This is a genomic window from Mesorhizobium sp. USDA 4775 (assembly GCF_054062655.1).
This window is the reverse complement of the sequence record NZ_JBSSFM010000001.1, coordinates 1,253,813-1,279,485: the sequence shown is the minus strand read 5'-3', so window position 1 is coordinate 1,279,485 and position 25,673 is coordinate 1,253,813. Positions and strand designations below refer to the sequence as shown.

Here is a 25,673-nt window from a genome sequence, read left to right as displayed (position 1 = left end):
CCCGCGCTGGCACGGCTGGCGCGGGTTCTTTTTTGACCCTGATGCAACCAAAATGGTGACGACGAACCAAAGTGGTGTCGGTCGCCCTATCGAGAGAGCTTCACTGTGAACGCCACCGCTGGAAATCTTGAAGCCCTGGAAGATTCACTGCTGGCCGATATCGCATCGGCCGCTGACGAGCCGGCCATCGAGGCCGTGCGCATCGCCGCCTTCGGCAAGAAGGGCACCGTGTCCGAGATGCTGAAAACGCTTGGCGCCATGACCGCCGAGGAGCGCCAGCTCAAGGGGCCCGTCATCAACGGCCTCAAGAACCGCGTCACCGAGGCGCTGACGGCCCGCAAGGCCGAATTGAAAGACGTGGCGATCGCAGCGCGTCTGGCCGCCGAGAAGGTCGACGTGACGCTGCCGGTGCGGCAGTCGCCGGCCGAGCGCGGCCGCATCCATCCGATCAGCCAGGTCATCGACGAGATCGCGGCGATCTTCGGCGATCTCGGCTTCGCCATCGCGGAAGGTCCAGACATCGAGACCGACTATTACAATTTCACCGCGCTGAACTTCCCTGAGGGACATCCGGCGCGCGAGATGCACGACACCTTCTTCTTCCAGCCGGACGAAAAGGGCGAGCGCAAGCTGTTGCGCACGCACACCTCGCCCGTGCAGATCCGCACCATGGAGAAGCAGAAGCCGCCGATCCGCATCGTCATTCCGGGCAAGACGTACCGGCAGGATTCCGACGCCACGCACTCGCCGATGTTCCATCAGGTCGAGGGACTGGTGATCGACAAGACGGCCAACGTCGCCAATATGAAGTGGGTGCTGGAAGAATTCTGCAAGGCGTTCTTCGAGGTGCCCTCGGTCAAGATGCGCTTCCGGCCGTCCTTCTTCCCGTTCACCGAGCCAAGCCTCGAGGTCGACATCCAGTGCGACCGCTCGCGGCCCGGCGAAGTGCGTTTCGGCGAAGGCTCCGACTGGATGGAGATTCTCGGCTGCGGCATGGTGCATCCCAATGTGCTGCGCGCCGGCGGGCTCGATCCGGACGAATATCAGGGTTTTGCCTGGGGCATGGGCATCGATCGTATCGCCATGCTCAAATACGGCATGCCGGATCTGCGCGCCTTCTTCGACGCGGATGTCCGCTGGCTGTCGCATTACGGTTTCCGGCCGCTCGATATGCCGACGCTGTTCGGCGGCTTGAGCGCATGACAGCGCTCCACATCGGCGGCTGCCGCTGCGGCGCCGTGCGGTTCGAGGCTTCGGCCGAGCCGCATCACGTCAGCTATTGCCATTGCGGCGATTGCCGGCGGGCCAGCGGCGCGCCGGTCTCGGCCTTTGTCGGCTTTTTGGCCGGCAAGGTGGCGTTCACCGGCAAGGCGCTGAAGATGTACGAGAACGGCCCGGTGACGCGCTCGTTTTGCGGCGTCTGCGGCTCGCCCATCGCCTATGTCGACGAGCGGCTGGAAGACGACATCTACTTCATGCTCGGCGCCATGGACGCGCCGGCGGATTTCAAGCCGACGCTGCATGCCTATGTCAGCGAGCAGCTTCCCTTCCTGCATATGTCCGACGATCTGCCGAGACATCTGAAATCAAGCGTCAAAAGACCAGACGGAACAGCCCCATGAAATTCACCCTCTCCTGGCTCAAGGATCACCTCGAGACCGATGCCTCGCTCGACGAGATCGTCGAGCGGCTGACGTCGATCGGCCTCGAAGTCGAGCATGTCGACGACAAGTCGAGCCTGAAACCCTTCGTCATCGCCAAGGTGCTGACGGCGGTGCAGCACCCCGATGCCGACCGGCTGCGCGTGCTGACCGTCGACACCGGCGACGGCAAGCCCCCCGTCCAGGTTGTCTGCGGCGCGCCGAATGCTCGCGCCGGCCTGATCGGCGCTTTCGCAGCGCCCGGCACCTATGTGCCCGGCATCGACGTGACGCTGACAGTCGGAAAGATCCGGGGCGTCGAAAGCCACGGCATGATGTGTTCGGAGCGCGAGCTGGAACTGTCCGACGAGCACAATGGCATCATCGACCTGCCGGCCGACGCGCCGGTCGGCACCAGCTTTGCGTCCTACGCCCATCTCGACGATCCGGTCATCGAGATTAATCTGACGCCGAACCGGCCGGATGCCACCAGTGTCTACGGCATTGCCAGGGATCTGGCGGCAAGCGGGCTCGGCACGCTGAAAAGCGCTGCGGTCGAACAGATTCCCGGCAAGGGCGAGACGCCGGTCAAGGTGGTGATCGAAGCGCCGGAGCTTTGCCCGGGCTTCGCCTTACGGTTGGTGAAGGGCGTCAAGAACGGCCCGTCACCGAAATGGCTGCAGCAGAGGCTGATCGCCATTGGCCTCAGGCCAATCAGTGCACTGGTCGACATCACCAACTATGTCACCTTCGATCGCGGCCGGCCGCTGCATGTGTTCGACGCCATGAAGGTCGCCGGCAACCTTGTCGTGCGCCGCGCCAGGGACGGCGAGAAGGTGATGGCGCTCGACGGTCGCGAATACACGCTGACATCAGACATGTGCGCCATCGCGGACAACAACGGCGTCGAATCGATCGCCGGCGTGATGGGCGGCGAGCATTCCGGCTGCGACGAGTACACGACCGACGTGCTCATCGAATCCGCGCTTTGGGATCCGATCACCACCGCCCGCACCGGCCGCACGCTCGGCATCATCACCGATGCGCGCTACCGTTTCGAGCGCGGCGTCGACCCTGAATTCATGGTCCCCGGCGTCGAGCTGGCGACGAGGCTGGTGCTCGATCTCTGCGGCGGTGAGCCGGCCGAGACCGAGGTCGTCGGCTATGCCGGCCACAAGCCCAAGATCGTCTCCCTTCCGCTGTCGGAAGTGACGCGGCTGACCGGCATCGAGGTGCCCAAGGCGGAAAGCCTCGACATCCTGTCACGACTCGGCTTCAAGCCGCAGGGTTCGGGCGATGTCGTCGATGTGGCGGTGCCGTCCTGGCGTCCCGATGTCGATGGCAAGGCCGATCTGGTCGAGGAAGTGATGCGCATCCACGGCGTCGACAACATCGCCCCGCAGCCGCTCGGCGCTCATGACGCAGTCAATTCGAAGATCCTGACCACGCTGCAGATCCGCACCCGCACAGCCAAGCGCGCGCTTGCCGTGCGCGGCATGATGGAAGCCGTCACATGGTCGTTCATTCCGGCCAAGCATGCCGAGTTGTTCGGCGGCGGCCAGACGGCGCTGAAGCTTGCGAACCCGATCGCCGCCGACATGTCCGACATGCGGCCGTCGCTGCTGCCGGGGCTGATCGCCGCCGCGCAGCGCAATGCCGACAAGGGCATTGGCGACGTCGCGCTGTTCGAGGTCTCGGGCACCTATGAGGGCGACGGCGCCGACCAGCAGCGGCGCGTGGCCGCCGGCGTGCGCCGCGGCACGGCCAAACTCGACGGCTCCGGCCGCAGCTGGGCCGGCAATTCCGGTCCGGTCGGCGTGTTCGATGCCAAGGCCGATGCGATTGCGGCGCTCGAGGCCTGCGGCGCGCCCGTCGAACGGCTGCAGATCGAGGCGGGCGGTCCGGCCTGGTACCATCCCGGCCGGTCCGGCACGATCAAGCTCGGGCCGAAGACCGTGCTCGGCACGTTCGGCGAATTCCATCCCAAGACGATGGAAGGGCTCGATGTTTCCGGCCCACTCTGCGGCTTCGAAGTGTTCGTCGACGCCGTGCCGGAGCCGAAGGCCAAGCCGACGAAGACCAAGCCGAAGCTGGAGCTCTCGGCCTTCCAGGCGGTGAAGCGCGACTTCGCCTTCGTCGTCGACAAAGCGATCGAGGCCGGTACGCTGATGCGCGCCGCACTTGCCGCCGACAAGAAGCTGATCACAGCCGTCTCGGTCTTCGACATTTTCGAAGGCGCGTCGCTCGGCGCTGACAAAAAATCGATCGCCATCGAAGTGTCGATCCAGCCGGTCGAGAAGACGCTGACCGACGAGGATTTCGAGGCGCTGGCCAAGCGCATCGTCGAGAATGTCGGCAAACAGACGGGCGGCGTGCTGCGCGGCTGAAGCAATTTCGGGAAAAGTGCGTAGCGGTTTTCCTACAGGAATTGCGCCGGAACTACGCCTTGCAGGCAGATGGCGAATCGTCCTCCAAAGGGCGATGGACCATCTGCGCTATTCCGGGCTGCCGTTCGAAGCACAGCGAGGGGCGTTTCTCGAGATCGTGTCGGGGGACTCGCTCGTCCGTGAAGCACTGGTACGTGCCCGCACGCTTGAGCTGCCGGACTGGCTGGTCGTCTCCGGCGCACTTTACAACAGCGTCTGGAACCATTTGACGGGCAAGCCATCAGGTTACGGCATCAAGGATGTCGACCTGTTCTATTTCGACGACAGCGACCTGTCCTATGAGGCCGAGGACGATGTCATCCGCCAGGCAGCGCGGCATTTCGAAGAGCTGGCGCTGCCGGTCGAGGTGCGCAACCAGGCGCGGGTGCATCTTTGGTATCCGCAGAAATTCGGGCAGCCCTGCCCGCGCTATACGAGTTCCCGCGAACCCATCAGCCATTTCGCCTCGAAGACGCATGCGGTCGGGGTGCGGTTCGATGCCCACGGGCAGCTCGATCTGGTGGCGCCATTCGGGCTCGACGATGTCTTTTCGTTCCGCATCACGCCAAACCGAGTGATGGATAACCGGCGCACGCATGAGGCGAAGGGCAAGCGGGCGCGGGAGTGCTGGCCGGAGATTGAGGTGGTGCCGTGGTAGGACGCGGAGGCAGGACAGAGGGGGGCGCTGTCCCGCCGACGGCTCCCATTCTCAACGCTGCAAAAAGAGGCGCCGAAGCGCCCCTTCTTCCGCTGACCGCTGCTCACCCATTCACAAGCGCCAGCAACTCCTCCGTGTAGCGCTTGCCGACCACCTTGTCCGGCGACAGCGCATCGCCGATCGCCGCGACCTCGGCTGCACTCAGTTCGATCTCCGCCGCCGCAGTGTTCTGCTCCAGATGGCGGATTTTCCGTGCACCCGGGATCGGCACGATGAAATCGCCCTGGTGCAGCACCCAGGCGAGCGCCAGCTGCGCCGAGGTTACGCCCTTTTCCGCCGCCATTTTTTCCAGCGTGGCGATAACCTTGGCATTGGCTTCCATGGCCTCGGCCTGGAAGCGCGGCAAGGTCCGGCGCCAGTCGCCATCGTCTAGCGTTTCCGGCCTGGCGATGGTGCCGGTCAAAAGGCCACGGCCGAGCGGGCTGTAGGGAACGAAGCCGATGCCGAGTTCGCGGCAGACGGCGAACACCTCTTCTTCCGGGTCACGGGTCCACAGCGAATATTCGCTCTGTACGGCCGCGATGGGATGCACGGCATGCGCACGGCGGATGGTCGCCGCACTTGCCTCCGACAGGCCGAGCGCGCGCACCTTGCCCTCGCGCACCAGCTCGGCCATGGCACCGACCGTATCCTCGATCGGCACGTTGGGGTCGACACGGTGCTGGTAATAGAGGTCGATGACATCGGTACCCAACCGCTTCAGCGAGGCCTCGGCCACCGCCTTGACGTGCTCGGGGCGGCCGTCGACGCCGGCCATGCGGTCGAGGCCGGTGCCTTCCTCCAGAATCTTGAAGCCGAACTTGGTGGCGATAGTCACCTTGTCGCGAACCGACTTCAGTGCCTTGCCGAGCAGGATCTCGTTCTCGTAGGGGCCATAGACTTCCGCCGTGTCGAAGAAGTTGACGCCGATCTCGACGGCGCGGTGCAGCGTGGCGATCGCCTCGCCCTCCGGCTGACCGCCATAGGCAAAGCTCATGCCCATGCAGCCGAGGCCGACGGGATAAACGTTCAATTCAGTTCCCAGCTTGCGGGTTTGCATCACGCGTCTCCTTGTTGTGATGCTTAAAGCGCGTCGACAACGCGCTTTAAGTTTTGTTTTGTGCATGTCGTTGTCCCAAAACCGCTGCGCACTTTTGGGCGACATGCGTGAGGAGATAGCGCCTTGCTTTGTGTTCGATAATCGTCTCTCATTTGCACGGGCTGTTCCAAGAAATAGATCAATGAACCGAGCGCATCTCTCCCAACTGGCCGTGCTTGCGACCGTCGCCCAATGTGGCAGCTTTCGCGGCGCGGCCAGGGAATTGGCCATCGCACCGTCAGCGGTCAGCCATGCCGTGTCCAGTCTGGAGGCACGGCTCGGCGTGCGGCTCCTGGCGCGCAGCACCCGCAGCGTCGCGCCGACGGAAGAGGGTGCGCAATTGCTGGAGCGGTTACGTCCTGCCCTTTCCGAAATCGACCTGGCGCTGGAGACGGCACTCGAGGCGCGCGACCGGCCGGCCGGGAATCTGCGGCTCAGCGTGCCGCGCACGGCGGCGCATCTGGTGCTGACGCCACGGCTCGGCGCCTTTGCCGCGGCCTATCCCGATATCGTGCTGGAGATCCTCATCGAGGATCGTTTCACCGATGTGGTGGAAGGTGGTTTCGACGCCGGCGTGCGGCTCGGCGAGAGCCTGCAGCGCGACATGATCGCGGTGCGCATCGGGCCGGACATGCGCGGCGCGGTGGTCGGCGCGCCATCCTATTTCGCGGCCATGCCGAGGCCGCATCATCCGCGCGACCTTGCCGTTCATCGCTGCATCCGCTTCCGCTTCTCCAGCGGCATTCTCTACCGCTGGGAATTCGAAAAGGACGGCGAGGAGATGGAGATCGCCGCGCAGGGGCCGCTGATCCTCGACGAGGACCATCTGATCGCGCAAGCCGCGATCGACGGCGCCGGGCTCGCCTTCGTCTTTGAGCCTTATGTGCATGCCCCGCTCGCCGACGGAAGGCTGATCCGCGTGCTGGAGGACTGGTGCCCACCCTTCGACGGGTTCTTTGTCTATTACCCCAGCCGCCGGCAGATGCGCCCGGCGCTCAGGGCATTTGTGGATTTCTTCAAGGTGAGCGGTTAGCTTACCCTTTCACCTTGTAGGGAGGGTGAGGGGCGTTGGAAGAAAGTTCTGTCCAGCGTCGTTCACACACAATGCAGTCGATCACCAACACCGCGACCCGCTACGGCTGGGCGACGATCCTTCTTCACTGGCTGATCGGCATCATCTTCATCGGCCAGTTCGCCCTCGGCTTCATCATGGTGCGGCTGACCAGCCAGCGCACCGCTTTCGAGCTGATCCAGTTGCACAAATCGCTGGGCTTTCTGCTGCTTGGCCTCATTATCCTGCGCATCGCCTGGCGGCTTGGCAATGCGATGCCGCCTCTGCCGGCTTCGGTCGGCGCGCTCGAACGGCGTACGGCGCCGCTTGCGCATCTGGCGCTCTATGCCTTCCAGATCACCTTGCCCTTGTCCGGCTGGGCGCTGGTTTCGGTTTCGACGCTGGAAATTCCGACCATGCCGTTCAACCTGTTCGTTATGCCCAATCTGCCGCTCGCCGAATCCGATGCCGCCGAAAGCTTCTGGGCGGCCGCGCACTGGTATCTCGCCTATGTCGGCATCGCGCTCGTCGCGCTGCATGTCGCAGCCGCCCTGCGCCATCACTTCCTGCTGCGCGACAGCGTGCTCACGCGTATGATCACACCTTCGTCAGGTGGGGAATAGAGCGGGCGGCACGCGCGTTTGTGAGGGGAGGACGCTAACAAGCGTTGCCTCCAGGAAAGGAACAATCCCATGCATGCGCGCATCCTTGGATTCGCGGCTTTTGCCGCATGCCTTGCCGTGCCCGCAGCCGCGGCGGTGGCATTGAGCGACGCCGCCGGCAGCTACACGATCAGCCCGGCAGGCTCCAGCATCCGTTTCACCATAGGCAAGGCCGGCGGCGGCGGCTTCGACGGCGCCTTCGCCCGCTTCAAGGGCACGATCCGCATCGACAATGGCGATGTCGGGCGCTCGAAGGTCGACCTTACCATCTATCCGGAAAGCGTCGGCACCGGCCAGAGTCGCATCGATGCCTTCCTGCGCTCCGACGCGGTGTTCGATGCGGCCAACAGCCCGGAAATCCAGTTCCGCTCGACCAGCGTGACCCGCACCGGCGACACGTCAGCCCTTGTCACCGGCAGGCTGACGGCGCGCGGCAAGACGTTTGCGGAAAAATTCACCGCCGAGCTCAATGGGTTGAAGGGCGGCACGATCAAATTCCATGTCACCGGCAAGGTACTGCGGTCGCGCTACGGCATGGATGTCGGCACGCCGCTCTATTCCAACGTCGTCGACTTCGACATGACGCTGACGGGGAAGCGGGGCTGAGCCAGGGGTCAGCCTCGGTCATTGGCTTTTCCGTCGATTTCGGGCAAACCTCGCCTGATGTAACCGACATGGAGAAGCGTGATGTTCCGATGGGGTGTGTTGTCGACGGCCAAGATCGGTCGCGAGCAGTTGTTGCCGGCAATCGTCGAGGCGGAGAATGGCGTGCTGTCGGCGATTGCCAGCCGCGACCTGTCGAAAGCCACGGCCCTGGCCGAGCGCTTCGGCGCGCGCCATGCGTTCGGATCGTACGAGGAACTGCTGGCCTCCAAGGATATTGACGGCGTCTATATCCCGCTGCCGACCTCGCAGCATGTCGAATGGACGGCCAAGGCCATCGAGGCGGGAAAACATGTGCTGGTCGAGAAGCCTCTGGCGCTCGACGCCAAGGATATCCCGCCGCTGATCAAGCTGCGCGATGCCAAGAAGGTGCTGGTCTGCGAAGCCTTCATGGTCATTTACCACCCGCAATGGATCAAGGTGCGCGACCTCATCGCCGGCGGCGCCATCGGCCGGCTGCGCCATGTGCAGGGCGCGTTCTCCTATTACAATGTCGACCCCAACAATATGCGCAACCAGCTCGACCTCGGCGGCGGCGCATTGCCCGACATCGGCGTCTACCCGACTGTGTCGACGCGGTTTTCGACCGGCAAGGAGCCTAGCCGTGTGCAGGCAACGATCGAGCGCGACAAGAAATTCGGCACCGACATCTACTCCTCGATCCGCGCCGATTTCGGCGATTTCGAACTGTCCTTCTATCTGTCGACGCAGATGGCGGCGCGCCAGGTGATGGTGTTCCACGGCGAGAAGGGTTTCATCGAGGTCTTCTCGCCCTTCAATGCCGGGCTCTACGACCATCACCGCGTCGAGTTGCACAACCAGAACCATACCGAAGCGCAAGTGTTCCGCTTTCCCGGCACGCAGCAGTACCGGCTGGAGGTCGAGACTTTCGCGCGCGCCGCACAGGGCGGCAAGGAGCGTGTCTTCACGCTGGAGGAATCCGTGCTCAACCAGAAGGTCATCGACGCTATCTTCCGCGCCGGCGGCAAGGACGGCTGGGAGGCCGTCTGACATTTACTTTGACGCAATTCTGGATGGAAAACCGCCTCACACTTTTCCTGGAATTGCGCTAGCCGGCTAATTCTGGGAGGAAAGATGGCTGACGATGCGGACGTTATCATTGTCGGCGGCGGCCTTGCCGGGCTGGTTGCCGCCGCCGAACTCGCCGAGGCCGGCAAGAAGATCATCATCGTCGACCAGGAGCCGGAGCAGTCGCTGGGCGGACAGGCGTTCTGGTCGTTCGGCGGGCTCTTCCTCGTCGATTCGCCCGAGCAGCGGCGCATGCGCATCCGCGATTCGCATGATCTGGCGCTCGAGGACTGGATGGGCACGGCCGCTTTCGACCGGCCGGAGGATTTCTGGCCGCGCAAATGGGCGGAAGCCTATGTCGGTTTCGCCGCCGGCGAGAAACGCTCCTGGCTGCTGCAGCGCGGCCTGAAATTCTTTCCCGTCGTCGGCTGGGCCGAGCGCGGCGGCGGCAATGCCATAGGCCACGGCAATTCAGTGCCGCGCTTCCACATCACCTGGGGCACCGGCCCCGGTGTTCTCGAGCCCTTTGTTCAGCGCGTGCGCGAGGCGCAGAAGCGCGGATTGGTCAGCTTCAAGTTCCGCCACCGGGTCAACGAACTGACGCGCACTGGCGCTGTCGTGACCGGTGTGCGCGGCGACATCCTGGAACCCAGCACCGTCGAGCGCGGCCACAAGAGCTCGCGCGACATATCGGGCGATTTCGAGCTTCACGCGCAAGCGGTGATCGTCGCCTCCGGCGGCATCGGCGCCAACCACCAGCTGGTGCGGGAAAACTGGCCGAAGCGGCTGGGAACGGCGCCCAAGCGCATGATCACCGGCGTGCCTGACCATGTCGACGGCCGCATGCTGGCGATCACCGAAGCGGCCGGCGGCATGATCATCAACCGCGACCGCATGTGGCACTATGTCGAGGGCATAAGAAACTGGGCGCCGATCTGGACCGACCATGCGATCCGCATCCTGCCCGGCCCGTCCTCGCTCTGGCTCGACGCGCGCGGCAAGCGCCTGCCGGTGCCGCTCTATCCCGGTTTCGACACGCTGGGCACGCTCAGCCACATCATGAGCACCGGCTTCGACTATTCCTGGTTTATCCTGACCAGGAAGATCATCCAGAAGGAGTTCGCGCTGTCGGGCTCCGAGCAAAATCCCGACCTCACCGGCAAGAGCTGGCGCCAGGTGCTCGGCCGCGCGACGTCGGGCATTCCGGGTCCGGTGAAAGCGTTCATGGAGAAGGGCGAGGATTTCATCGTCGAGGCCGACCTTTCGAAGCTGGTGACGCGCATGAACGCGCTGGCCGGCGGCGAGCCGCTGCTCGACGTCGCCCAGGTGGAACGCGAGATCCGAGCCCGCGATCGCCAACTCGACAATCCGTTCTCCAAGGACATGCAGATCACCGCCCTGCGCGGCGCCCGCGCCTATCTCGGCGACAAGCTCATCCGTACGGCCAAGCCGCACAAGATGCTCGATCCGGCAAAGGGCCCGCTGATCGCGGTGCGGCTCAACATCCTGACGCGCAAGACGCTGGGCGGCCTGCAGACCGATCTCGATAGCCGCGTGCTGGGCGCCGATGGGCAACCAGTACCCGGGCTCTATGCGGTGGGCGAAGCGGCCGGCTTCGGCGGCGGCGGCGTGCACGGCTATGCCGCACTGGAAGGCACGTTCCTTGGCGGCTGCATCTTCTCCGGCCGCAGCGCCGGCCGAGCGGCGGGACGCTCGGTGGCGTGAAACGACGTTACCATGGCCCGTGGTGAGACGGGAAACCGCTTACCAGAGCCAGGCGCCTCGTCCAAGGGCGGCGACCGCGTCGACGATCCGCGTGAAACTTTCGCGGGCGCGCCCGACCGTGTGCCGGGCCCTGAGATAGCCGTGCACCAGACCCGGTTCCTCGAACCAGGTGGCCCGCCCGCCTGCCGCGACGATGCGGTCACAATAGGCCTCGCCGTCCGAAGACAGCGGGTCGCACTCAGCGGTGACCAGCACTGTCGGCGGCAGCTTGGCGAAGTCGGTGTCGGCAAGCGGCGCCAGCGCGGCATCGCCGCTGCGATCCTGCCCGCCGGTGCGGATATGCTTGTAGAATTCGAGATCGCGCATGGTCAGCATCGGCGCTTCGGCATGTGTCACATACGAACCCTTCGAGCGGTCGCCGCCGAGGCCGGGATAGATCAGCACCTGGCCTGCCGGCCGTTTCGCATGGCCGCGCGTTGCGTGCGCAGTGGCGGCGCAGAGATTGCCGCCGGCGCTGTCGCCGCAAAGCAGGATGGGTTGGTCGCGGGTGGAGGCAGCCCATGCGAAAGCGCTCATGGCGTCGTCAAAGGCGGCCGGATGCAGATGCTCCGGCGCCAGCCGGTAATCGACGGAGACAATTTCGTAGCCAGTGCGGGCGCAGAGCTCGGCGCAGACGTCGTCATGGCTGTCCAGCCCGCCAAGGATGAAGCCGCCGCCATGGATGTAGAGCACTGTCGCCGCCGGTTGCGGGGCGCTTCGGTAGGTGCGGATCGGGATATTGTGCGTTGGTGTTGCAATGGCCGAGGTTTCGACCGTCACGCCCTGGGGATAGCCGGCAAAGAATTCCCGGCACATACGGTCATAGATCTCGCGCTGCTGCGCGATCGTGTAGTCGATCGTATCGGGCGGATAATAGGAATTGGTCCGCTCGATGAAGGCCCAGGTCTCTGCGTCGATGAGTTTTGTGTAATCGGTCATGCTGGACACGCCGACTGCAAAGGTCGAGCCCAGTCACCCCCCTCTGTCCTGCCGGACATCTCCCCCGCAAGGGGAGAGATTAGCAACTTTGATCGCGGCGCTTTTCTTGCGGCGCCTGTGATTGGCGAAAGCAGAGACAACATCCGATCTCCCCCCTTGCGGGGGAGATGCCCGGCAGGGCAGAGGGGGGTGCTTTGCGCTGTCATCTCCGCGGAGTCACTTCCCCTTCCACACCGGATCGCGCTTTTCGGCGAAGGCGCGGAAACCTTCCATATTGTCTTCCGACCCATACAGCGCATCGACGGTCGCCAACTGGCGGCGCGTCACCTTGTTCATGGCGTCCTGAAAGGTCAGCGCTTCGGCCACGCGCGCGGTCTCCTTGATCGCGGCGAAGACCAGCGGCGGGCCGCTGGCGAGCAGGCGGGCGATCTCCCAGACGCGGTCCTCGAGCTTTTCCTTGGGCAGCACTTCGTTGACCAGGCCCCAGCGATGCGCCTCAGCGACATCCATCCAGCGGCCGGTGAGCAGAAGGTCCATGGCGACATGATAGGGAATGCGCTTCGGCAGCTTGATCGTCGCCGCGTCGGCCAGCGTGCCGGCACGGATTTCGGGCAGCGCGAAAGAGGAGTGGTCAGAGGCGTAGATGAGGTCACAGGACAGCGCCAGTTCGAAGCCGCCACCCACCGCCATGCCGTTGACGCAAGCGATGACCGGCTTGTTCAAGTCGCGCAATTCCTGCAGGCCGGCAAAGCCGCCGACGCCATAGTCGCCGTCGACCGCGTCGCCGCCGGCGGCGGCCTTCAGGTCCCAGCCGGCGCAGAAGAACTTGTCGCCGGCTGTCTTGACGATGGCGACGCGCAGTTCCGGGTCGTCGCGGAACGCCTTGAAGGTTTGCCCCATCAGCCGCGAAGTCTTCAGGTCGATGGCGTTAGCCTTGGGCCGGTCGAGGGTGACCTCTAGGATCGAGCCTTCGCGGCGGGTGGAAATGACGTCAGACATTCTTGTTTTCTCCGAGCACCAGCAGCGCGTCGGCGATCCAGGCGCCCTTGCCCTCGACGCAGACGATCAGCGGGTTGATGTCGAGTTCCTCGATCTCGCCGGCATTCTTCTGCACGAAGCCGGCAATGCCCGCGATGGCATCTATGGCGGCCGCGACATCGGCCTTCGGCCGGCCGCGATAGCCTTCGAGCAGCGGGAACAGTTTGAGGCCGCGCAAAGCCGCCTCGATGTCGTCGCGGGTCGCCGGCAGCATCAAGGTGACGCTGTCGCGCAGCAATTCGACCAGCACGCCGCCTGTGCCGAGCGTCATCACCGCGCCGAACATCGGATCCCTGGTGAAGCCGACGATCAGTTCGGCGACGCCGTCGCGCACCATGCGCTCGACATAGAGGCCTGTGCCGAGCGGCAGCAGATCATGCGCCGCCGTGCTGACGGATTCGGCGTCCTTGAGATTGAGCCGGACGGCGCCGACCTCGGATTTATGGGTGACGCCCAGCGCCTTCAGCGCCACGGGAAAGCCGAGCGCCATCGAGGAGATCACCGCTTCCACCGCATTGCCGGCGCGCTCGCCCTTGGGCACCGGAAGCCCGGCCTTGATCAGCCGCGCCTTGGCTTCGGCCTCGTCGGGCGTGACCTGCTCGCCGCCGGCAGCACCTGCAGCGGATGTGTCGACCGGCTTCGCCTGCGGCTCGCCCCATGCCCAGCCGATGAAGGCCGCCGCGCCCGCCGCATCCATGGCCTCGGAAATGCCGAACAACGGCACCATGCCGCGCGCCATCAGTTCGGCGGTGTATTCCTCGGGCAGGTTCTCCGGCAGCGAGGAGACGATCGCGCCATGCGCCCCTGTTGGTCTTCAGCGCCGATTCGAAGGCGCGCAGCGTCGCCCACCAGTCGGTGACCGAACAGCGGTCGGGGCGCGGAAAGTCGAGCACCAGCATGTTGAGGTCGAAGCCGCCCGACACCATGGCGGTGAAGGTGGCGGTCATCGCCGGCTCGTTGTTCCAGATGAAGGTGTGATAATCCAACGGATTGGCGACCGCGACCAGCGGCCCGAGCGTCGACTTGACATAGGCGCGATGGCTCTCGGTCAGAACCGGGAAATTGACCCAGCGGCCTTCGGCGCTGTCGGCCATGACGGAGGCCTCGCCGCCCGAACAGCTCATCGACGACAGCCTATAGCCGGGCAGCGGCCCGGTGATGTGCAGCAGCTTCAGCGCCTCGATGAAGGCGGGGATGGAATCGACGCGCGCAATGCCGAGCCGCCTCAGGAAGGCACCCGAGGCCGCGTCCGAGCCGGCCAGTGAGGCGGTGTGCGAAACGGTCGCCTGCCGCGCCTGTTCGGAGCGGCCGACCTTCATGGCGATGATAGGCTTTTTCAGTTCGCGTGCGCGCGCCGCCAGCCGCTCGAAGCCGGCTACCGAATCGAAGGCCTCGATATGCAGGCCGAGCGAGGTGACCCGCTCATCCTCGATCAGGCCGAGCGCCATTTCGGAGAGGCCGGTCTGCGCCTGGTTGCCGGCGGTCATCAGGAAGGCGATCGGCAGGCCGCGCTTCTGCATCGTCATGTTGATGGCGATGTTGGAGGACTGGGTGATGATGGCGACACCCTTGCCGCCCTCCTCCAGCCGGATGCCGCCATGCTGGTCAGGCCACAAAAGCGCGCCGTCGGCATAGTTGATCAGGCCGTAGCAATTCGGCCCGATGATCGGCATCTCGCCAGCGGCCGCGACCAATTCGGCCTGCAGCCGCTCGCCGTCATCGTCATAGGCTTCGGTCTCGAGGAAGCCGGCGGCAAAGCAGACGGCGCCGCCGGCGCCGCGTTCGGCCAGCGCCTTGACGACCTCGATGGTCAGATGCCGGTTGACTCCGACAAAGGCGGCATCCGGCGCGCCGGGCAGATCGGCGACGGACCGGTAGGCCTTACGTCCGGCAACCTCGTCCTTGGTCGGGTGCACCGGCCAGATCTCGCCGGCAAAACCCATCTTGATCGATTGCGCGACGACGGCGGCGGCCTGCACGCCACCGAAGACGGCGATCGATTTCGGGCGCAGGAGACGTTCGAGTTTATGCATGGTCATCTTTTCGTTTGAGCATCTCAGGACAAACGATCTCGTTTGCCCGACAAAACCGAATCTCGGCTTTGGACGATCATGCTCTAAGCACCGAACGGACGCAGCAGCGCCCGCGAAATAATATGTCGCTGAATCTCCGACGTGCCCTCCCAGATGCGTTCGACGCGAGCGTCGCGCCAGATGCGTTCCAGCGGCAGGTCGTCCATCAGCCCCATGCCGCCATGGATCTGGATCGCCTCGTCGGCAACGTATGCGAGCATTTCGGTGGCCTTCAGCTTGGCCATGGCCATGTCCTGGTCGGTGACGGTGCCTTGATCGTACTTCCAGCCGGCTTCGAAGACCATGAGGTCGGCGGCCTTCAATTCGGTCGCCATGTCGGCGAGCTTGAACGACACGCCTTGGAACTTGCCGATCTGCTGGCCGAATTGCTGGCGCTGCGCGGCATACTCCACCGCATGGCCGAGCGCCCGCTCGGCGCGGCCGAGACAGGTGGCGCCAACCTGCAGGCGCGTGGCGCCCAGCCAGGAATTGGCAACATCGAAGCCCTTGTGCACTTCGCCGAGAACCTGGCTTGCCGGCAGCCGGCAATCGTCGAATTCGAGGATGGCGTTGGTGTAGCCGCGGTGGGAGACGTTGCGGTAGCCATCGCGCACCGTGAAACCCTTGGTGCCCTTGTCGACAAAGAAGGCGGTGATCTTCTTGCGCTTGCCACGCGGCGAATCCTCTTCGCCGGACGCCATGAAGACGATGGCGAAATCAGCGAGATCGGCGTGAGAGATAAAATGCTTGGTGCCGTTGAGCACCCAGTCATCGCCGTCCTGCACGGCTGACGCCTTCATGCCGCGCAAATCGGAGCCGGCGCCAGGCTCGGTCATCGCCAGGCAGTCCCATTTCTCGCCACGGATGCAAGGAAACAGATATTTTTCGCGCTGCTCGGGGGTGCCGGCCAGGAGGATGTTGGAAGGCCGCGCGACGCAGGTCCAGTGCAGCGCATAATTGGCGCGGCCGAGTTCCTTTTCGTAGAGCAGCCAGGTCACCGTATCGAGACCCGCGCCGCCGACGTCCGCCGGCATGTTGGCGGCATAGAGCCCGGCCTCGATCGCCTTGGCCTTGATCTCCTCGATCAGCTCGCGGCGCAGCACGCCGGTGCGCTCGACCTCGCGCTCATGCGGATAAAGCTCGTTCTCGACGAAGGCGCGCGTCGTCTCGACGATGAGTTTTTGTTCCTCCGAAAGACCGAAATCCATGGCCTCAGCCCTTCTTCTTTTTCTTCGGCTTCTCCGCCTTCTTCACCGGCTTGGAGGCCTTGGCCTTCTCGGCGGCCGTGGAAGCCGTCGGCTTCTTCGCCGCCAGCTTGGCCAGCTGCTTCGTATAATCCTTATGCAGCGCGCCGGCGCCCCAGCCCTTGCCCTTGTTCTGCTTCGACAGCGCATCCATGATCGCGACAAGATTGTCGTCGCGGATCTTTTCCAGCTCGCGGATCGACAGGCCATGCGCCTGGTCGTCCGACTGGGTGGCGATCAGGTCGACCAGCTCGTCGTTGAATTCCGGCACGTCCATCAGCTTGGTCCACGGCCATTTCAGGCACGGCCCGAACTGCGCCATGAAGTGGCGCATGCCGGCCTCGCCGCCGGCGACGCGGTAGACCTGGAACATGCCCATCTGCGCCCAGCGCAGGCCGAAACCGTAGCGCATGATGTCGTCGAGTTCCTCGACCGTGCAGATGCCGTCCTTGATCAGCCACAGCGCCTCGCGCCAGGCTGCTTCCAGCAGGCGGTCGCCGACGAAGGCCTCGATCTCCTTGCGGATGACGACAGGCTTCATGCCGATCGAGGCATAGATCTCCTTGGCGACCTCGATGGCCTCGGGAAAGGTCTGCTCGCCGCCGACGATTTCGACCAACGGCAGGAGATAGACCGGGTTGAACGGATGGCCGACGACCAGCCGCTCCGGGTGCTTCTTCATCGCCACCTGCATGTCGGTCGGCTTGATGCCGGAGGTCGAGGAGCCGACAATCGCGTTGGTCGGCGCATGGGCGTCGATCTCGGCCAGCACCTTGTGCTTGAGATCGAGACGCTCCGGCACGCTTTCCTGGATGAAATCGGCATCGGCGACCGCCTCGGCAATGGTCTTGGCGAAGGTGAGCTTGCCCTCTTTCGGCAAGCCGCCGGGCACCATCTGCTTGTAGGCGCGGCGCGCGCCCTTCATCACTTCCGAGACCTTGCGCGAGGCTTCGGGATCGGGATCGAAGATCGACACGTCGATACCGTTGAGCAGCAACCGCGCCACCCAGCCGGCGCCGATGACACCGCCGCCAATGGCGGCCGCCTTGTTGATGATGCTCATGCGGAAGCTCCGGTTCTTGTCCTGGCTGTTTCGGGATCGACGAGAGGCACGCGCTCGCCGGCGCGGATCACGGCCGGGTCGTAAGCCTTGCGGGCAAAGACCTCGAGCACGAAGGGTCGGAAGAAGTCGATCGGCAGCGTCTCGTAATCGGGATCGAAGCTCGACTGGTCCCAGCGCTCGCAAAACTGGTCGCAATCGTCGAAATAGGCGTGGCCGGCAAAGCGATCGCGCGCATGGCGGTTGCCGCCGAGATGATGGGCGTAGTAGAGCCGCTGGAAGTCACCGTGCTTTTCCACCACCCAGGTGCATTGCTCGCGCACGAAGGGCTTCAGGATCGAAGCGGCGTATTCGTCGTGATTGTAGGGCGCGTAGATGTCGCCGATATCATGCAGCAGCGCGCAGGCGATCCAGTCGGTGTCGGCGCCGTCGCGCCAGGCGCGCGTCGCCGCCTGCAGCGAATGGCCGAGCCGGGTGATCTTGTAGCCGGACAGCCCCTCGTCGAGCTGGACCAGCGCGTCGAGCAGCCGCTCGCCGGTTTTGGCGGCATAGTCGATTTCATGGGCGGTCAGGAACTCGTAATCGTCCCTGTCGCCATCCTTCATCGCGGTGAACTTGACGGTAGCCATGATCAGACCCCGTTTTACGCCGCGGCTGCGATCGGCGCCCGCTTGGTCAGGTTGAGCTTCTTGCGCACTTCCTCCGGCCCCAAGATCCGGGCGCCGAGATTGGTGACGATGCTGGCGGCGCGCTCGACCAGCTGCGCGTTGGTGGCCAGCACGCCCTTGTCGAGCCAGAGATTGTCTTCCAGACCGACGCGGACGTTGCCGCCGGCGAGCACGGCCGCGGCGGCATAGGCCATCTGGTTACGGCCGATGGCGAAGGCCGACCAATTCCAGGTCGACGGCACATTGTTGACCATTGCCATGAAGGTGTTGAGATCGTCGGGCGCGCCCCACGGCACGCCCATGCAGAGCTGCACCAACGCATCGGGGTTAAGCACCTTTTCCTCGACCAGTTGCTTGGCGAACCAGAGGTGGCCGGTGTCGAAAGCCTCGATCTCCGGCTTGACGCCGAGCGCCGTCATCATGCCGCCCATGGCGCGCAGCATGCCGGGCGTATTGGTCATGACATAGTCGGCTTCGGCGAAGTTCATGGTACCGCAGTCGAGCGTGCAGATTTCCGGCAGGCACTGGCGCACATGTTCCATGCGGTTGGTGGCGCCGCCCATGTCGGTGCCCTTTTCGTTGAGCGGAAGCGGCGCTTCCGGCGAGCCGAACACCATGTCGCCGCCCATGCCGGCGGTGAGGTTGAGCACCACGTCGACATTCGCGTCGCGGATGCGCTCGGTCACTTCGCGGTAGAGATGCACATCGCGCCTGGGTTTGCCGGTCTCGGGGTCGCGGACATGGCAGTGGACGATTGCCGCACCGGCCTTGGCCGCGTCGATGGCCGAATCGGCGATCTGCTTGGGCGAACGCGGCACATGCGGAGAGCGATCCTGCGAACCGCCGGATCCGGTCACGGCACAGGTAATGAAGACCTCACGGTTCATCGCAAGCGGCATGGAATTCTCCTCCCAATCGAAACAGAAGCACAGCATTGCGCGACTTGCAGGCGACTGTTTTGCGCTTTACGAAGGCTGCATGCCAAAAAACGAAAAAGCGACAATCTTTCGCGCCGAGCAGTCGCCGCTCAAGGTGACGTTGCTGGTGTTTTCCGGGGCATCCATCATGTGCGTGGCGTGCGCCGTCGATCCGCTGCGCGCCGCCAACCGCATCGCCGGCGAAACCCTGTTCGACTTCAAGCTGGTTTCGGTAACCGGGGAGGCGCCGGTCACGACATGCGGCCTGCCCGTGGCTGTCAGCGGCCGATTCGATGCGACGGAACCAACCGATGTCCTGGTCGTGGTCGCGGGCTTCGGCACGCAGAACTATGCCACGTCTGCCTTGCTCGCCGGGCTGCGCCGCGCGGCGCGTTCGGCCCGCGCCTGCGGCGGCGTCGAGGCGGGCACCTGGCTGGTGGCGCGCGCCGGCTTGCTGGAAGGGCGCAGCGCCACCACCCATTGGGAAGACATGGAAGATTTTTCGTCGGCCTTTCCCGGCGTCGACGTGCGCCCCGATCGATACATCATCGATGGGCCGGTGTTCACCACGGGCGGCGCGTCACCGACCCTAGACCTGATGCTGCACCTGATTCGCACCCGGCTCGGCATGGCCGTGGCGCTCGATGTGGCAAGCGCGTTCATCTACGATCAGGCGCGCGTGGCGACGGATGCGCAGCCGCTGGTCTCGCTTGGTCGGCTCGATGGCTACGATCCACGCCTGGCGCAGGCCATCCGGCTGATGGAAGCGCATGTCGATCAGCCGCTGACCATCGAAGCAATAGCCAAGCGTGCCGGCGTGACGGCGCGCACCCTGGAAAGCATCTTCCGCAAGTCGATTGGCGAGACGCCGGGCGCCTATTATCTGAGGCTGCGGCTAGGGGCCGCGCGCCGGCTGGTGGTCGACACGCGCGTGGCCATGGCGGATATTGCCGGGCGGACGGGATTCTCGTCCGCCGCGGCATTTTCCAGAGCGTTTTCAAGAGCTTTTGGCGAAGCCCCGGTCAGGTTGCGCCGGGGCTAATTCAGTTCAGGGGAATCAAGCAGCGTTCTGGCGATCGCTGCCGGCGTCGATCTGCGAGCGCATCTGTCTCACCAGCCGGACTTCAAAACGGTTGCTGACGGCGCGATCCCATTGGTTTTTCACGTCGTCGGTCGGCCGCGGCAGCGCCATCAGCCGGTCGATGATCGATCCGGTCTCCCCAGATGAGAGCAGGGCGTCGATTTCGCGTTCGTGCTGCATATCGGTTCGCCTCCTTCCTTTTCACCCGCCACAGGCCCCTCTTATACGAGATACGTGACGGCAGTTTGAAGGCAAGAGCGAGGTCATTGAGGGGCGGCCAAGGGCAAAACCTTGTCGCCGGATGAGCGCTTCGGCGCAAAGCCGTTCCGCGCGCCAAAACCCGAATCAGGAAGATCAGCCGGGCCGTTTCACGAACAGCACGGTGGCGAAGCCGCTGTCCCATTCATCATCGGGATAGCGGTCTTTTTCGGATGTAGCCGACCGCCTTGTAGACATTGCGGGTGCGCTCGTTGAACGTGTCGGTCTCGACATAGCGCCGCGCCGATGCCTGGGTGACGTGCGGCAGCCAGGTGCCTTCAAAGGTTTCCCGCAGCGCCTGTGTCAAGGCTGCGACGTCGCCCGCCTGCGCCTTGCGCACCGTGATCCGCCCGTTTGCCATCGTCATCTCCCTTAGGAAGAGCGGATTAGCAAAAGGCGATCACGGCGGCTTTCGGCCACATCGGGCAGCTGTCTGTCCAGCGTCCGCCCTCAGACGTAGCGGTTGACGATGTTTTCCAGCAATTCCTGACGGCCGGAGCGCGGCTGCGGTTCGATCTTCTTCTTGACCACGCGCTCGGCGATGTCCTCGAGCGTGCGCTTGCCCGACAGCATTGCCTTGCCCTCTGCCGTGTTCCAGCCGGCATAGCGCTCGGCCAGCGGCGCCGACAGCGCCTTGTCCTCGACCATGCGGGCCGCGGCCTTGAGGCCGCGCGCACAAGAATCCATGCCGCCGATATGGCCGATCAGCAGGTCCTGCGGGTCGAGCGACTGGCGACGCAACTTGGCGTCGAAATTGGTGCCGCCGGTCTTGAAGCCACCGGCCTGCAGGACCTGGTAGTAGGCCAGCGCCATTTCCGGCACGTTGTTGGGGAACTGGTCGGTGTCCCAGCCCGACTGGTAGTCGTTGCGGTTCATGTCGATCGAACCGAAGACGCCAAGCGCATTGGCGAGCGCCAGCTCGTGCTCGAAGGAATGGCCGGCGAGGATGGCGTGGCCCTGCTCGATGTTGAGTTTTACTTCCTTCTCCAGGCCGAAGCGCTTGAGGAAGCCATAGACCGTGGCGACGTCATAGTCGTACTGATGCTTTGTCGGCTCCTGCGGCTTTGGCTCGATCAGGATGGTGCCCTTGAAGCCGATCTTGTGCTTGTAGTCGACGACGAGGCTGAGGAAGCGGCCGGCCTGTTCCTGCTCGCGGGCAAGGTCGGTGTTGAGCAGCGTCTCATAGCCTTCGCGCCCGCCCCACAGCACATAGTTCTCACCCTTCAGCCGCTTGGTGACGTCGATGCAGCTCTTCACCGTCGCCGCCGCATAGGCAAAGACATCCGGATCGGGGTTGGTGGCGGCGCCCGACATGAAGCGGCGATGCGAAAAAAGGTTTGCCGTGCCCCAGAGCAGCTTGACCCCGGTCTGCTTCATCTTGCCGGCGAAATAGTCCGCGATCTCGTCGAGGCGGGCGGCACTTTCTGAAAAGTCCTTGCCCTCGGGCCGGACATCGGCGTCGTGGAAGCAGAAATAGGGCGCGCCGAGCAGCGAGAACATCTCGAACGCAACATCGGCCTTGAGCTTCGCCAGTTCCATCGTGTCGATGCCGCCGGCCTTGGGGAACCAGGGGCGATCGAAGGTCTGGCCGCCGAACGGGTCGCCACCCGGCCAGGCAAAGGAGTGCCAATAGGCGACGGCGAAGCGAAGATGGTCTTCCAGCCGTTTGCCGGCGACGACCTCGTCAGGATTGTAGAAGCGGTAGGCCAGCGGATTGGTCGAATCCGGCCCCTCATATTTGATCTTCTGAATGTCGCCGAAAAATCCGCTGCTCATGATTTCTGTCCTCTCTCGAATAGTTCGCCCTGATTACCTCAGGTAATTCGCCTTGATTACCTCAGGCGTAATTGGTTTCGCACTGCCGTGGGGTGAAAAGGGTTGCGTCAAAGCCACTCAACGAAGGAGACAGACCATGACCGACCTCAACAAAATCGCCGAGGGCTACATCACCGCCTGGAACGAAAGCGATGCCAGCCGTCGCGCCGAATTGCTGAAGGCCACGTTCACCGAAGACGTCAGCTATCGCGATCCGCTGATGCAGGGCGACGGCCATGACGGTGTCGCGGCGCTGATCGACGGCGTGCAGCAACGCTTTGCCGGCTTCCGCTTCTCGCTGAAGGGCACGCCGGACGGCTTCGCCGACAAGATCCGCTTCTCCTGGAACCTCGGGCCTGAAGGCGTTCCTTCGGTCATCGAAGGCACCGATATCGGCGTCATCGAAAACGGCCGCCTGAAGAGCATCACCGGCTTCCTCGACAAGGTCCCGGCGCAGTGAGGCCGGAAGTCGCGGCGTGGGCGAGAAATCGTTCACGCCGTGGCACCCCTGATTGCCGGATAGAGCGCCCGGTAGCGATGATAGGCATCGGCGTAGGCGCCGCCGAGCTTGGCATCCGGTTCGATCGTGGCATCCGTCCTTGGGGCGGAGCAGACGGCCAGCGGATCGGCACCCGTCGCCGCGATCAGGCCGAGCCTGGCGGCACCGAAGGCGGCGCCGAAATCGCCGTCGGCGGGAATATCCACCGGCACCTGCAGCGCGGTGGCGATCGATTTCAGCCAGTAGCGCGAGCGTGAGCCGCCGCCGATCGCCGTCACCCGCGTCAATGTGGTGCCGGCTGTCTTCAGGGCTTCGAGACTGTCGCGGAAGGCGAAGGCGACGCCTTCGAGCACCGCCTGCGTCAGGACTGCCCGGCTCGATTCATGCGCCAGCCCGGTGAAGGAACCGCGAATGGCGGAATCATTGTGTGGCGTGCGCTCGGCCGAGAGGTAGGGCAGGAAGGATACACCGGTCGGCGCCTTCAGCGCGTCGCCGAGTTCAGCGGTCAGTTCACCCGCGCCCTTTCCAGTGATCTCCGACAGCCAGTTGAGCGAATCGGTCGCCGACAGGATGACGCCCATCTGGTGCCAGGTGTCGGGCAGCGCATGGCAGAAGGTGTGGACGGCACTTGCCGGGTTGGGCAGATAGGACGCGTTGGCGGCAAACAGCACGCCCGACGTGCCGAGAGAGACAAAGGCATGGCCAGCGCCGACCGTGCCCATGCCGCAGGCCGAGGCTGCATTGTCGCCGGCGCCACCGGCAATCGGGATGCCGGCCTCGACGCCCCATTTCGATGCCAATTCGCTGCGCAAACCGCCGGCCTTCTCGGTGCCTTCGACCAGGGACGGCATCTGCTTCTCGTCGAGCGACGTTGCCGCCAGCAATTCGGCCGACCAGCGGCGCTTGCCGACATCGAGCCAGGACGTGCCCGCTGAGTCCGACATTTCGGAAATGTGCTCGCCAGTCAGCCAAAGCCGCAGGAAATCCTTCGGCAGCAGCACCTTGGCCACTTTGGCGAAGACGGCGGGTTCGTTGTTCTTCACCCAGGCGAGCTTGGGCGCGGTGAAGCCGGGGAAAACGATGTTGCCGGTGAGCTTGCGGAAGCGCGGATCGGCGTCGAGCGCTGCTGCCTCGACATGGCTGCGCGTGTCGTTCCACAGGATGCAGGGGCGCAGCACATGATCAGCCGCATCGAGCAAGGTCGCGCCGTGCATCTGGCCGGACAGGCCGATGCCTTTCACCGCCGCGAACTGCCTGGGGTGCGAAGCCTTGAGTTCGGCGATCGCGTCTTCGCAGGCGCGTATCCAGTGGGACGGGTCCTGTTCGGACCAGCCGGGATGCGGCCGCGAAACGTCAAGCGAACCATGGCCGGAGCCGACGACGGTCTGTCCGGCATCGATCAGCAGCGCCTTGACGCCCGACGTGCCCAGGTCGAGGCCGAGATACATATCATCCTCCCATGCCAATTATTTTTTTCGGATCTCGAAAAAATCTGGCTGAGCAGTTTTTAAGGCAAGATCGGCTTGCGGTCAATTCTCTGACAAATCGGCCGCGCGTCGCGCAAGCAGCACAGACAGCGGGCTATCCGGCCGCGCCATCGAACGCTCCGCCGTGAGCGCCCCGGCGAGCGCGCGGTCACCGGCCCGCAAGGCCGCTTCGATCAGCGTCAGGTCGATGACGTCGCGCTGTGCGTGGCTGCCGCCGAAGCGGTTGGCGATCGCCCGGATCGGCCGGATCAGGTGCACGGCCTCGCTGTAGTTGCCCTCGCCGAACGCCTTGATTGCCAGCGTCAGTGGATGGCCGACATCCCGCGTGAAAGCGACGTTGTCGCCGCCGCCATGCATCGCCTCGCGTTGCGCCTCGAGCAAGGCAAGGGCGGGTCCGTCGAGCCCGGCGCCAACGAAGGCCATCATCGCATGCGCATCGTTGAAGGCATAATCGCCGGCGCCGGCCTTGGGCCAATTGGCGGCGAGCGCCGTCCAGCGGTCACCGACATCGATGCCGCCGAGATGCAGCCGCCACAGGATTGCCGACGCATCGACCATGTTCAACGCCATCGCCGATGGCGTGCCATAGATCGGTCCGTCATAGAGCGCCAGCACCTGGTCGATCTCGCCGAGATCGTAGTGGAACAGCGCCAGGTGCCACCAATTGTGCACCTGCAGGAAGCTCTCCTTTGTCCAGGCTTCGGGATTGGCGCGCATCCAGGCGATACCGTCCTTTTGCCGGCTTTGCATTTCCATGACATGGGCGACCGCATGTTGCGCCCAGCCGTCGCGCGGCTCGATCTCGACCGCCGCGCGACCAAGCTTTTCGGCCCTGGTATAGTCCCCCATTTCCTCCAGCCCGAAGGCCTGCATGCCGAGGATGGCGTGGTAGCCCGGCATGCCGCTCTGCCATGACGGCAAGGCGCGGGCGATGCGATCACGCAGCATGCGGGCATTGCCGGTGAAGAAATCGATCTGGTGCCCGACCTGCAGCGCCAGCGCGTCGAGCGGGGTCTGGATGGCGATATCCTCGAGGATCCTGGCGGCGTCATGCCAGCGCCCGTTGGCGAGGTGGCCGAGGGCCAGAACATGCGCCGCTTCGCGCGCCGTCGCGGCAAGCGGCAGCGCCGCCTCGTGGCAAGCCCTGGCCACCGCCGTCGCGTCGCGCTCGGTGGCAAGGCCGAAGAGATAGCCCTTGAAGACATGCGCCATGACGAAACCGGGATCCGCCGATATGGCACTGTCGACGGAAGCGACGGGATCGCCGATGAAGCACAGCAGTTCACGCACGGCCTGGCTGTAGGGCGTGAACCCCGCTTCGGTGGCGCCCGAAAATGTCAGGCCGAATGTGTCCCTGATTGCCATGCAACATCCCTCTGATCGACCTGGAACAAGCCCCGGACCCTTCGGGCCAAGGCGATCTTAAATCATGGGCCACGGACGTGCCAATCGTGCACTGCATAAGGTCTATGCCAGCAGCCTTTGCAGTTCATCAACCATGGAATGCAGATTAGGCTTTGTAAAATCGAACGAATTGTGGCTTCATTGCGGCGCGGCGAAGGGC

General features: G+C 64.3%; 23 protein-coding genes and 1 pseudogene. 11 read left to right on the top strand and 13 right to left on the bottom strand.

Annotated elements, in window-relative coordinates; translation table 11 throughout:
- Positions 1-105 precede the first annotated feature (105 nt).
- The 4 genes from pheS to ACVILI_RS06455 all read left to right on the top strand — a co-directional run bounded on the left by pheS (position 106) and on the right by ACVILI_RS06455 (position 4,724).
- Positions 106-1,203 carry a phenylalanine--tRNA ligase subunit alpha gene (gene pheS / locus ACVILI_RS06470; RefSeq protein ID WP_019862658.1) on the top strand — a complete coding sequence of 366 codons (1,098 nt, stop codon included), beginning with the start codon at positions 106-108 and terminating at the stop codon, positions 1,201-1,203.
- Positions 1,200-1,622 (top strand): GFA family protein, encoded by a 423-nt coding sequence (locus ACVILI_RS06465; protein WP_038651485.1) that lies wholly within the window; start codon positions 1,200-1,202, stop codon positions 1,620-1,622. The genes pheS and ACVILI_RS06465 overlap by 4 nt, the downstream gene beginning before the upstream one ends.
- A complete protein-coding gene (pheT, locus tag ACVILI_RS06460; RefSeq protein ID WP_019862656.1) occupies positions 1,619-4,027 on the top strand; it encodes a phenylalanine--tRNA ligase subunit beta in 2,409 nt (802 codons plus the stop codon). The genes ACVILI_RS06465 and pheT overlap by 4 nt, the downstream gene beginning before the upstream one ends.
- A 94-nt stretch (positions 4,028-4,121) precedes the next feature.
- The gene (locus ACVILI_RS06455) at positions 4,122-4,724 is read left to right on the top strand and encodes a nucleotidyltransferase family protein (protein WP_038651482.1); all 603 of its coding nucleotides are present in this window, start codon (positions 4,122-4,124) and stop codon (positions 4,722-4,724) included.
- Positions 4,725-4,827: 103 nt separating this feature from the next.
- Here ACVILI_RS06455 and ACVILI_RS06450 read toward each other — a convergent pair whose 3' ends face one another.
- Positions 4,828-5,823: an aldo/keto reductase gene (locus tag ACVILI_RS06450; RefSeq protein ID WP_038651479.1), complete on the bottom strand. Its 996-nt coding sequence runs from the start codon at positions 5,821-5,823 to the stop codon at positions 4,828-4,830.
- Between the two features lie 181 nt (positions 5,824-6,004).
- Here ACVILI_RS06450 and ACVILI_RS06445 point away from each other — a divergent pair, with 181 nt between their 5' ends.
- The 5 genes from ACVILI_RS06445 to ACVILI_RS06425 all read left to right on the top strand — a co-directional run bounded on the left by ACVILI_RS06445 (position 6,005) and on the right by ACVILI_RS06425 (position 10,992).
- Positions 6,005-6,895 carry a LysR family transcriptional regulator gene (locus ACVILI_RS06445; protein WP_019862653.1) on the top strand — a complete coding sequence of 297 codons (891 nt, stop codon included), beginning with the start codon at positions 6,005-6,007 and terminating at the stop codon, positions 6,893-6,895.
- Between the two features lie 71 nt (positions 6,896-6,966).
- Positions 6,967-7,536: a cytochrome b gene (locus tag ACVILI_RS06440; protein ID WP_019862652.1), complete on the top strand. Its 570-nt coding sequence runs from the start codon at positions 6,967-6,969 to the stop codon at positions 7,534-7,536.
- Between the two features lie 69 nt (positions 7,537-7,605).
- Positions 7,606-8,181: a YceI family protein gene (locus ACVILI_RS06435; protein ID WP_038651476.1), complete on the top strand. Its 576-nt coding sequence runs from the start codon at positions 7,606-7,608 to the stop codon at positions 8,179-8,181.
- 81 nt (positions 8,182-8,262) lie between these two features.
- Positions 8,263-9,249, top strand: coding sequence for a Gfo/Idh/MocA family protein (locus tag ACVILI_RS06430; RefSeq protein WP_038651473.1), 987 nt, complete (start codon positions 8,263-8,265; stop codon positions 9,247-9,249).
- Between the two features lie 84 nt (positions 9,250-9,333).
- Positions 9,334-10,992: an FAD-binding dehydrogenase gene (locus ACVILI_RS06425; protein WP_240564620.1), complete on the top strand. Its 1,659-nt coding sequence runs from the start codon at positions 9,334-9,336 to the stop codon at positions 10,990-10,992.
- A gap of 39 nt (positions 10,993-11,031) precedes the next feature.
- On the opposite strand, the gene ACVILI_RS06420 is transcribed toward ACVILI_RS06425, so the two are convergent.
- The 7 genes and pseudogenes from ACVILI_RS06420 to ACVILI_RS06390 form a co-directional block, all read right to left on the bottom strand.
- Complete coding sequence (locus ACVILI_RS06420) at positions 11,032-11,970, bottom strand: alpha/beta hydrolase (protein ID WP_457102359.1); 939 nt, start codon at positions 11,968-11,970, stop codon at positions 11,032-11,034.
- A gap of 216 nt (positions 11,971-12,186) precedes the next feature.
- Positions 12,187-12,969 (bottom strand): carnitinyl-CoA dehydratase, encoded by a 783-nt coding sequence (locus ACVILI_RS06415; RefSeq protein WP_032932615.1) that lies wholly within the window; start codon positions 12,967-12,969, stop codon positions 12,187-12,189.
- Positions 12,962-15,041, bottom strand: a pseudogene (locus tag ACVILI_RS06410) (acetate--CoA ligase family protein). Before ACVILI_RS06410 ends, ACVILI_RS06415 begins: the two are co-directional and overlap by 8 nt.
- Before the next feature lie 83 nt (positions 15,042-15,124).
- Positions 15,125-16,288, bottom strand: coding sequence for an acyl-CoA dehydrogenase family protein (locus ACVILI_RS06405; RefSeq protein ID WP_019862645.1), 1,164 nt, complete (start codon positions 16,286-16,288; stop codon positions 15,125-15,127).
- Between the two features lie 4 nt (positions 16,289-16,292).
- Positions 16,293-17,387, bottom strand: coding sequence for a carnitine 3-dehydrogenase (locus ACVILI_RS06400; protein WP_038651464.1), 1,095 nt, complete (start codon positions 17,385-17,387; stop codon positions 16,293-16,295).
- A complete protein-coding gene (locus tag ACVILI_RS06395) occupies positions 17,384-18,013 on the bottom strand; it encodes an HD domain-containing protein (protein ID WP_019862641.1) in 630 nt (209 codons plus the stop codon). Before ACVILI_RS06395 ends, ACVILI_RS06400 begins: the two co-directional genes overlap by 4 nt.
- Before the next feature lie 14 nt (positions 18,014-18,027).
- Entirely contained in the window at positions 18,028-18,951 is a 924-nt protein-coding gene (locus ACVILI_RS06390; RefSeq protein WP_032933947.1) for a BKACE family enzyme, read from the bottom strand.
- Positions 18,952-19,030: 79 nt separating this feature from the next.
- On the opposite strand from ACVILI_RS06390, the gene ACVILI_RS06385 reads away from it, so the two are divergent.
- Complete coding sequence (locus ACVILI_RS06385) at positions 19,031-20,011, top strand: GlxA family transcriptional regulator (RefSeq protein ID WP_027047641.1); 981 nt, start codon at positions 19,031-19,033, stop codon at positions 20,009-20,011.
- A gap of 15 nt (positions 20,012-20,026) precedes the next feature.
- Here ACVILI_RS06385 and ACVILI_RS06380 read toward each other — a convergent pair whose 3' ends face one another.
- The 3 genes from ACVILI_RS06380 to xylA form a co-directional block, all read right to left on the bottom strand.
- Positions 20,027-20,230, bottom strand: coding sequence for a hypothetical protein (locus ACVILI_RS06380; RefSeq protein WP_019862638.1), 204 nt, complete (start codon positions 20,228-20,230; stop codon positions 20,027-20,029).
- Positions 20,231-20,456: 226 nt separating this feature from the next.
- Positions 20,457-20,669 (bottom strand): hypothetical protein, encoded by a 213-nt coding sequence (locus ACVILI_RS06375; RefSeq protein ID WP_223217824.1) that lies wholly within the window; start codon positions 20,667-20,669, stop codon positions 20,457-20,459.
- Between the two features lie 89 nt (positions 20,670-20,758).
- A complete protein-coding gene (gene xylA / locus ACVILI_RS06370) occupies positions 20,759-22,084 on the bottom strand; it encodes a xylose isomerase (protein WP_038651459.1) in 1,326 nt (441 codons plus the stop codon).
- A 136-nt stretch (positions 22,085-22,220) separates the two neighbouring features.
- Here xylA and ACVILI_RS06365 point away from each other — a divergent pair, with 136 nt between their 5' ends.
- Positions 22,221-22,583 (top strand): nuclear transport factor 2 family protein, encoded by a 363-nt coding sequence (locus tag ACVILI_RS06365; RefSeq protein WP_019862634.1) that lies wholly within the window; start codon positions 22,221-22,223, stop codon positions 22,581-22,583.
- A 32-nt stretch (positions 22,584-22,615) separates the two neighbouring features.
- On the opposite strand, the gene xylB is transcribed toward ACVILI_RS06365, so the two are convergent.
- Both xylB and ACVILI_RS06355 read right to left on the bottom strand, forming a co-directional pair.
- On the bottom strand, positions 22,616-24,070 hold the full coding sequence (xylB, locus tag ACVILI_RS06360; RefSeq protein ID WP_457102358.1) for a xylulokinase: 1,455 nt from the start codon (positions 24,068-24,070) through the stop codon (positions 22,616-22,618).
- Between the two features lie 81 nt (positions 24,071-24,151).
- Complete coding sequence (locus tag ACVILI_RS06355; protein WP_019862632.1) at positions 24,152-25,474, bottom strand: tetratricopeptide repeat protein; 1,323 nt, start codon at positions 25,472-25,474, stop codon at positions 24,152-24,154.
- Positions 25,475-25,673 lie beyond the last annotated feature (199 nt).

Coding starts and splice junctions, on each gene's coding strand:
- ACVILI_RS06430 (WP_038651473.1), top strand. CDS start 8,263: ATGTTCCGATGGGGTGTGTTGTCGACGGCCAAGATCGGTCGCGAGCAG.
- ACVILI_RS06375 (WP_223217824.1), bottom strand. CDS start 20,669: ATGGCAAACGGGCGGATCACGGTGCGCAAGGCGCAGGCGGGCGACGTC.
- ACVILI_RS06420 (WP_457102359.1), bottom strand. CDS start 11,970: ATGACCGATTACACAAAACTCATCGACGCAGAGACCTGGGCCTTCATC.
- ACVILI_RS06465 (WP_038651485.1), top strand. CDS start 1,200: ATGACAGCGCTCCACATCGGCGGCTGCCGCTGCGGCGCCGTGCGGTTC.
- ACVILI_RS06435 (WP_038651476.1), top strand. CDS start 7,606: ATGCATGCGCGCATCCTTGGATTCGCGGCTTTTGCCGCATGCCTTGCC.
- ACVILI_RS06450 (WP_038651479.1), bottom strand. CDS start 5,823: ATGCAAACCCGCAAGCTGGGAACTGAATTGAACGTTTATCCCGTCGGC.
- ACVILI_RS06390 (WP_032933947.1), bottom strand. CDS start 18,951: ATGCCGCTTGCGATGAACCGTGAGGTCTTCATTACCTGTGCCGTGACC.
- ACVILI_RS06425 (WP_240564620.1), top strand. CDS start 9,334: ATGGCTGACGATGCGGACGTTATCATTGTCGGCGGCGGCCTTGCCGGG.
- ACVILI_RS06440 (WP_019862652.1), top strand. CDS start 6,967: ATGCAGTCGATCACCAACACCGCGACCCGCTACGGCTGGGCGACGATC.
- ACVILI_RS06395 (WP_019862641.1), bottom strand. CDS start 18,013: ATGGCTACCGTCAAGTTCACCGCGATGAAGGATGGCGACAGGGACGAT.
- ACVILI_RS06405 (WP_019862645.1), bottom strand. CDS start 16,288: ATGGATTTCGGTCTTTCGGAGGAACAAAAACTCATCGTCGAGACGACG.
- ACVILI_RS06365 (WP_019862634.1), top strand. CDS start 22,221: ATGACCGACCTCAACAAAATCGCCGAGGGCTACATCACCGCCTGGAAC.
- ACVILI_RS06455 (WP_038651482.1), top strand. CDS start 4,122: ATGGACCATCTGCGCTATTCCGGGCTGCCGTTCGAAGCACAGCGAGGG.
- ACVILI_RS06400 (WP_038651464.1), bottom strand. CDS start 17,387: ATGAGCATCATCAACAAGGCGGCCGCCATTGGCGGCGGTGTCATCGGC.
- xylA (WP_038651459.1), bottom strand. CDS start 22,084: ATGAGCAGCGGATTTTTCGGCGACATTCAGAAGATCAAATATGAGGGG.
- ACVILI_RS06445 (WP_019862653.1), top strand. CDS start 6,005: ATGAACCGAGCGCATCTCTCCCAACTGGCCGTGCTTGCGACCGTCGCC.
- ACVILI_RS06355 (WP_019862632.1), bottom strand. CDS start 25,474: ATGGCAATCAGGGACACATTCGGCCTGACATTTTCGGGCGCCACCGAA.
- ACVILI_RS06385 (WP_027047641.1), top strand. CDS start 19,031: ATGCCAAAAAACGAAAAAGCGACAATCTTTCGCGCCGAGCAGTCGCCG.
- pheT (WP_019862656.1), top strand. CDS start 1,619: ATGAAATTCACCCTCTCCTGGCTCAAGGATCACCTCGAGACCGATGCC.
- xylB (WP_457102358.1), bottom strand. CDS start 24,070: ATGTATCTCGGCCTCGACCTGGGCACGTCGGGCGTCAAGGCGCTGCTG.
- ACVILI_RS06380 (WP_019862638.1), bottom strand. CDS start 20,230: ATGCAGCACGAACGCGAAATCGACGCCCTGCTCTCATCTGGGGAGACC.
- ACVILI_RS06415 (WP_032932615.1), bottom strand. CDS start 12,969: ATGTCTGACGTCATTTCCACCCGCCGCGAAGGCTCGATCCTAGAGGTC.